This window comes from Roseovarius halophilus (ex Wu et al. 2025) (genome assembly GCF_047086965.1).
This window is the reverse complement of the sequence record NZ_JBKOTX010000301.1, coordinates 1-4812: the sequence shown is the minus strand read 5'-3', so window position 1 is coordinate 4812 and position 4812 is coordinate 1. Positions and strand designations below refer to the sequence as shown.

Genomic DNA, 4812 nt, shown 5'->3' with positions numbered 1-4812 from the left:
CGCGCCGGTCGGGCGCGTGACCTCGGGGGCGTTCGGCCCGACGATCGGCGCGCCGATGTCCATGGGCTACGTGCCCGCCGAAATGGCCGCCGCGGATACGCGGCTTTACGGGGAGGTGCGCGGCAAGCGGCTGCCCGTGCGGGTGGCGCCGCTGCCCTTCACGCCGGCGAATTTCAAACGTTGATCATCTGTCAGGGAGAAAGAGATGAAGTACACCGAAGAGCATGAATGGCTGCGCGACGAGGACGGCGTGGTCACGGTCGGGATTACCGAGCATGCCAGCGAGCAGCTGGGCGACATCGTTTTCGTGGAGCTGCCCGAGGTTGGGTCCGAGGTCGCCAAGGATGACGAGATCGTGGTGATCGAGAGCGTCAAGGCGGCAAGTGACATCATGGCGCCGCTCGACGGCGAGATCGTGGAGGTGAACGAGGCGATCGTGGACGAGCCCGGCAAGGTCAACGAGGATCCGCTGGGCGAGGCGTGGTTCTTCAAGATCAAGCCGGCCAAGCCCGGCCAGATGGACGATTACATGGACGAGGCGGCCTACAAGGAATTCGTGGGCTGAACGCCGCCGCCGGGGTGGGATTTTTTCGAAAAAAATCCCGGCAAAAATCCCGTCCGGATTTTTGTGCCTCCGGCGGGGGTATTTTTACCGAGAAGAAGCAGGGGCGCGCGCGACCGCGGGACGCCCGAAATGAGGAGGACGCCATGCCGTTCAAACCGACCGAATATCTGCCATACGATTTCGCCAACCGCCGGCACATCGGGCCCTCGCCCGAGGAAATGGACCGGATGCTGGGGGTGATCGGGGCGGATGATCTTGAGACGCTGATCGACGAGACCGTGCCCCGGAGCATCCGGCAGGAAGCGCCGCTGGATTTCGGCAAGCCCAAGTCGGAGCGGGAACTGATGCATTTCATGCGCAAGACCGCCGGCAAGAACCAGGTCCTGGTCAGCCTGATCGGGCAGGGGTATCACGGGACGGTCACGCCCCCGGCCATCCAGCGCAACATCCTGGAGAACCCGGCCTGGTACACGGCCTACACGCCCTACCAGCCCGAGATCAGCCAGGGCCGTCTGGAGGCGCTGCTGAATTTCCAGACGATGATCTCGGACCTGACCGGGCTGGAGATCGCCAATGCCTCGCTGCTGGACGAGGCGACGGCCTGCGCCGAGGCGATGACCATGGCGCAGCGCGTGTCGAAATCGAAGAAGACGGCGTTCTTCGTCGACCGTGACTGCCACCCGCAGAACATCGCCGTCATGAAGACGCGGGCGGCGCCGTTGGGGATCGAGGTGATCGTCGGCAACCCCGACAGGATGGACCCTGCCGAGGTGTTCGGGGCGATCTTCCAGTATCCGGGCACCTACGGGCATGTGCGCGATTTCACCGACCAGATCTCGGCCCTGCACGCGCACAAGGCAGTCGGCATCGTGTCGGCCGATCCGCTGGCGCTGACGCTGCTCAAGGAGCCGGGCGCGATGGGCGCCGACATCGCCGTGGGCAGCGCGCAGCGTTTCGGCGTGCCGATGGGGTATGGCGGGCCGCACGCGGCCTACATGGCCTGCAAGGACGCGTTCAAGCGCGCAATGCCGGGCCGTATCGTGGGGGTCAGCGTGGACAGTCACGGCAACAAGGCCTACCGGCTGGCCCTGCAGACGCGCGAGCAGCATATCCGGCGCGAGAAGGCCACGTCGAACGTGTGCACCGCGCAGGCGCTTCTGGCCGTGATGGCGTCGATGTATGCCGTGTTCCACGGGCCGAAGGGGCTGAAGGCGATCGCGCAGCGTATCCACCGCAAGACGGTGCGCCTGGCCAAGGGGCTGGAACAGGCGGGGTTCAAGGTGGATCCCAAGGTGTTCTTTGACACGATCACGGTGGATGTGGGGCCCTTGCAGGCGGCCGTCCTGAAATCGGCCGTGGACGAGGGCGTGAACCTGCGCAAGGTGGGCGAGACGCGTGTCGGGATCACGCTGGACGAGGCGACGCGGCCGCGCAACCTCGAATCCGTCTGGCGCGCCTTCGGGATCGGGCGGACGGACGACACGTTCAAGCCGGAATACCGGGTCCCCGAGGACATGCACCGCAAGACGGCGTACCTGACGCATCCGATTTTCCACATGAACCGGGCCGAAACCGAGATGATGCGCTACATGCGCCGGCTGGCCGACCGTGACCTCGCGCTGGACCGGGCGATGATCCCGCTGGGCAGTTGCACGATGAAGCTGAACGCGGCGGCCGAGATGATGCCGGTCAGCTGGCGCGAATTCTCGCGCCTGCATCCGTTCTGTCCCGCCGACCAGGCAAAGGGGTATCGCGAACTGGTTGACGATCTGTCTGCCAAGCTGTGCGAGATCACCGGCTATGACGGCATGTCGATGCAGCCCAATTCGGGGGCGCAGGGCGAGTATGCGGGCCTGCTGACCATCGCGGCCTATCACCGCGCCAACGGCGAGGGGCATCGCGATGTCTGCCTGATCCCGATGAGCGCGCACGGGACGAACCCGGCCTCGGCCCAGATGGTGGGCTGGAAGGTGGTGGCCGTGAAATCGGACGAGAACGGCGACATCGACCTCGACGATTTCCGTGCCAAGGCCGAGCAGCATGCCGACACCCTTGCGGGCTGCATGATCACCTATCCCAGCACGCACGGCGTGTTCGAGGAAGGGGTGCGCGAGGTCTGCGAGATCACCCATCGCCACGGCGGGCAGGTCTATATCGACGGTGCGAACCTGAACGCCATGGTCGGGCTGGCGCGCCCCGGGGACGTGGGCGGCGACGTCAGCCACCTGAACCTGCACAAGACGTTCTGCATCCCGCATGGCGGGGGCGGGCCGGGCATGGGCCCCATCGGGGTCAAGGCGCATCTGGCGCCCTACCTGCCGGGGCATCCCGAAACGGATGGCGCGGAGGGGCCGGTGGCGGCCGCGCCCTACGGATCACCCTCGATCCTGCCGATCAGCTGGGCTTTCATCCTGCTCATGGGCGGGGCCGGGCTGACGCAGGCAACGCGGGTCGCGATCCTCAACGCCAACTACATCGCCAAGCGGCTGGAAGGGGCGTATGACGTGCTCTACAAGGGGCGCAATGGCCGGGTGGCGCATGAATGCATCATCGACACCCGCCCGTTTGCCGACAGTGCCGGGATCACCGTGGACGACATCGCCAAGCGGCTGATGGATTGCGGGTTCCACGCGCCGACGATGAGCTGGCCGGTCGCCGGGACATTGATGGTGGAGCCCACCGAATCGGAGACCAAGGCGGAACTGGACAGGTTCTGCGACGCCATGCTGGCCATTCGCGCCGAGATCGCCGATATCGAGGACGGCCGGATCGACGCCGCGGACAATCCGCTCAAGAACGCGCCGCACACGATGGAGGACCTCGTGAAGGACTGGGATCGTCCCTACAGCTGCGAACAGGCCTGCTTCCCGCCGGGGGCGTTCCGGGTGGACAAGTACTGGCCGCCGGTCGGGCGGGTCGACAACGTCTATGGCGACCGGCACCTTGTCTGCACCTGCCCGCCGATGGAGGCGTATGCCGAGGCGGCCGAGTGACGCACCCGCCGGGCTGCCGGTCACGGCAGCCCGGCGGGCAAATGGCCGCGCGGTCCGTGCGCGGGGCGCCGGTCAGTCCAGCAGGACGGCGAAGTGGTCGCGCAGGCGGGTCCAGCTTTCGTCGTCCGGGGCGGTCAGGAGGTAGCCGTCCGTCACGGTGGCGTCGTAGGCCCGCCCGTCGAGCATCCGGGCCACGCCGCCCGCCTGCTGGCAGGCCAGCACGCCGGCCGCGTGATCCCACGGGTTCATCACGCCCGACAGGATGAAATCCATGCCGCCTTGCGCGACGGTCCGGTATTCATGGCACGAACAGCGCAGGGTCATGCTGCGCGCCAGGTCGGGCAGGCGCGCGGCCAGCTCGGCCTGTTGCGCCTCGGGCATCAGGTAGAGGTGGATGTACCCCGACAGATCCGACAGGGCGCGGCCGGGTGACACGGACAGGGGCCGGGCGGTATCCATCGACCGGGCCAAGTGCGCCGGTACGCCCTGTTCGGCGAGGATCCAGTCATCCATGACCGGGTCGTAGAGCAGGCCCAGAACCGGTTTGCCGAAGCGCGTGACCGCCACGATCACGCCGAAAAGCGGCAGGCCGTGCGCGAAGTTCCACGTGCCGTCCAGCGGGTCGAGGATGACGGCCAGCTCGGCCTCGCCGACGCCGTCGCGGAGTTCGGGATGCGCGTGGGCGGCTTCTTCGCCGACGACGAGCGCATGGGGAAACATCTGCTGGATGCCGCGGGCGAGCATGGCCTCGGCCGCCTTGTCGGCCTCGGTCACGAGGTCGTGCCGGCCGGTCTTGGCGGTGATGTCGGCATGGCCGAGGTTGCGGAAGCGGGGCATGATCTCGGCCTTGGCGGCGCGGCGGACCAGGTTGATGAGGGTGGTCTTCTGCGCCCGGCTCAGCGGCGAGGTCAGGGGAATGGGCAGGGAATCGGTCATGCGGGTATCCTCCGGCGTTCGGGCGCTTGCCTTGCCATCCCGCCGCGGGAAATTCAACGCGGCTATTCGCGCCCCCGCAGGACCCGTGCGGGCCGGGCGCGGAGCGGCCCCCATGCAAAGGCCAGCCCCGCCAGCAGCGAAAGGCCCGCGCCGCCGCCGACGATCGCGAGCGCCGAGGGCCATATCACCGCGAAGCCGGTTTCCATCACGAAACGGCTTCACGCGCAACTTGTCGAACTGCTGGAAAAGCGCGACCGGACCAAGAAGCTGGGGCTGGTGTGGGAGCGGGACGAGATCGAGGCGGACGCGGCGGTGGAT

5 protein-coding genes are annotated in these 4812 nt (G+C 67.3%); 3 read left to right on the top strand and 2 right to left on the bottom strand.

Annotation, left to right across the window (positions count from 1 at the left end; translation table 11 throughout):
* The 3 genes from ACH107_RS30050 to gcvP all read left to right on the top strand — a co-directional run.
* Positions 1-184: glycine cleavage T C-terminal barrel domain-containing protein (locus tag ACH107_RS30050; RefSeq protein WP_412509372.1), on the top strand; the 184-nt coding region annotated here is incomplete at its 5' end.
* A gap of 21 nt (positions 185-205) precedes the next feature.
* On the top strand, positions 206-565 hold the full coding sequence (gene gcvH / locus ACH107_RS30045) for a glycine cleavage system protein GcvH (protein ID WP_412509371.1): 360 nt from the start codon (positions 206-208) through the stop codon (positions 563-565).
* 143 nt (positions 566-708) lie between these two features.
* Positions 709-3558: an aminomethyl-transferring glycine dehydrogenase gene (gcvP, locus tag ACH107_RS30040; RefSeq protein WP_412509370.1), complete on the top strand. Its 2850-nt coding sequence runs from the start codon at positions 709-711 to the stop codon at positions 3556-3558.
* 72 nt (positions 3559-3630) lie between these two features.
* On the opposite strand, the gene ACH107_RS30035 is transcribed toward gcvP, so the two are convergent.
* Together ACH107_RS30035 and ACH107_RS30030 are read right to left on the bottom strand one after the other, a co-directional pair.
* Positions 3631-4494 carry an inositol monophosphatase family protein gene (locus ACH107_RS30035; protein WP_412509369.1) on the bottom strand — a complete coding sequence of 288 codons (864 nt, stop codon included), beginning with the start codon at positions 4492-4494 and terminating at the stop codon, positions 3631-3633.
* 62 nt (positions 4495-4556) lie between these two features.
* Positions 4557-4700: a hypothetical protein gene (locus ACH107_RS30030; protein ID WP_412509368.1), complete on the bottom strand. Its 144-nt coding sequence runs from the start codon at positions 4698-4700 to the stop codon at positions 4557-4559.
* Positions 4701-4812: the final 112 nt, after the last annotated feature.

What these genes read in the sequence shown, in the direction of transcription:
- gcvH (WP_412509371.1), top strand. Translation starts at nt 206, where the DNA reads ATGAAGTACACCGAAGAGCATGAATGGCTGCGCGACGAGGACGGCGTG.
- gcvP (WP_412509370.1), top strand. Translation starts at nt 709, where the DNA reads ATGCCGTTCAAACCGACCGAATATCTGCCATACGATTTCGCCAACCGC.
- ACH107_RS30035 (WP_412509369.1), bottom strand. Translation starts at nt 4,494, where the DNA reads ATGACCGATTCCCTGCCCATTCCCCTGACCTCGCCGCTGAGCCGGGCG.
- ACH107_RS30030 (WP_412509368.1), bottom strand. Translation starts at nt 4,700, where the DNA reads ATGGAAACCGGCTTCGCGGTGATATGGCCCTCGGCGCTCGCGATCGTC.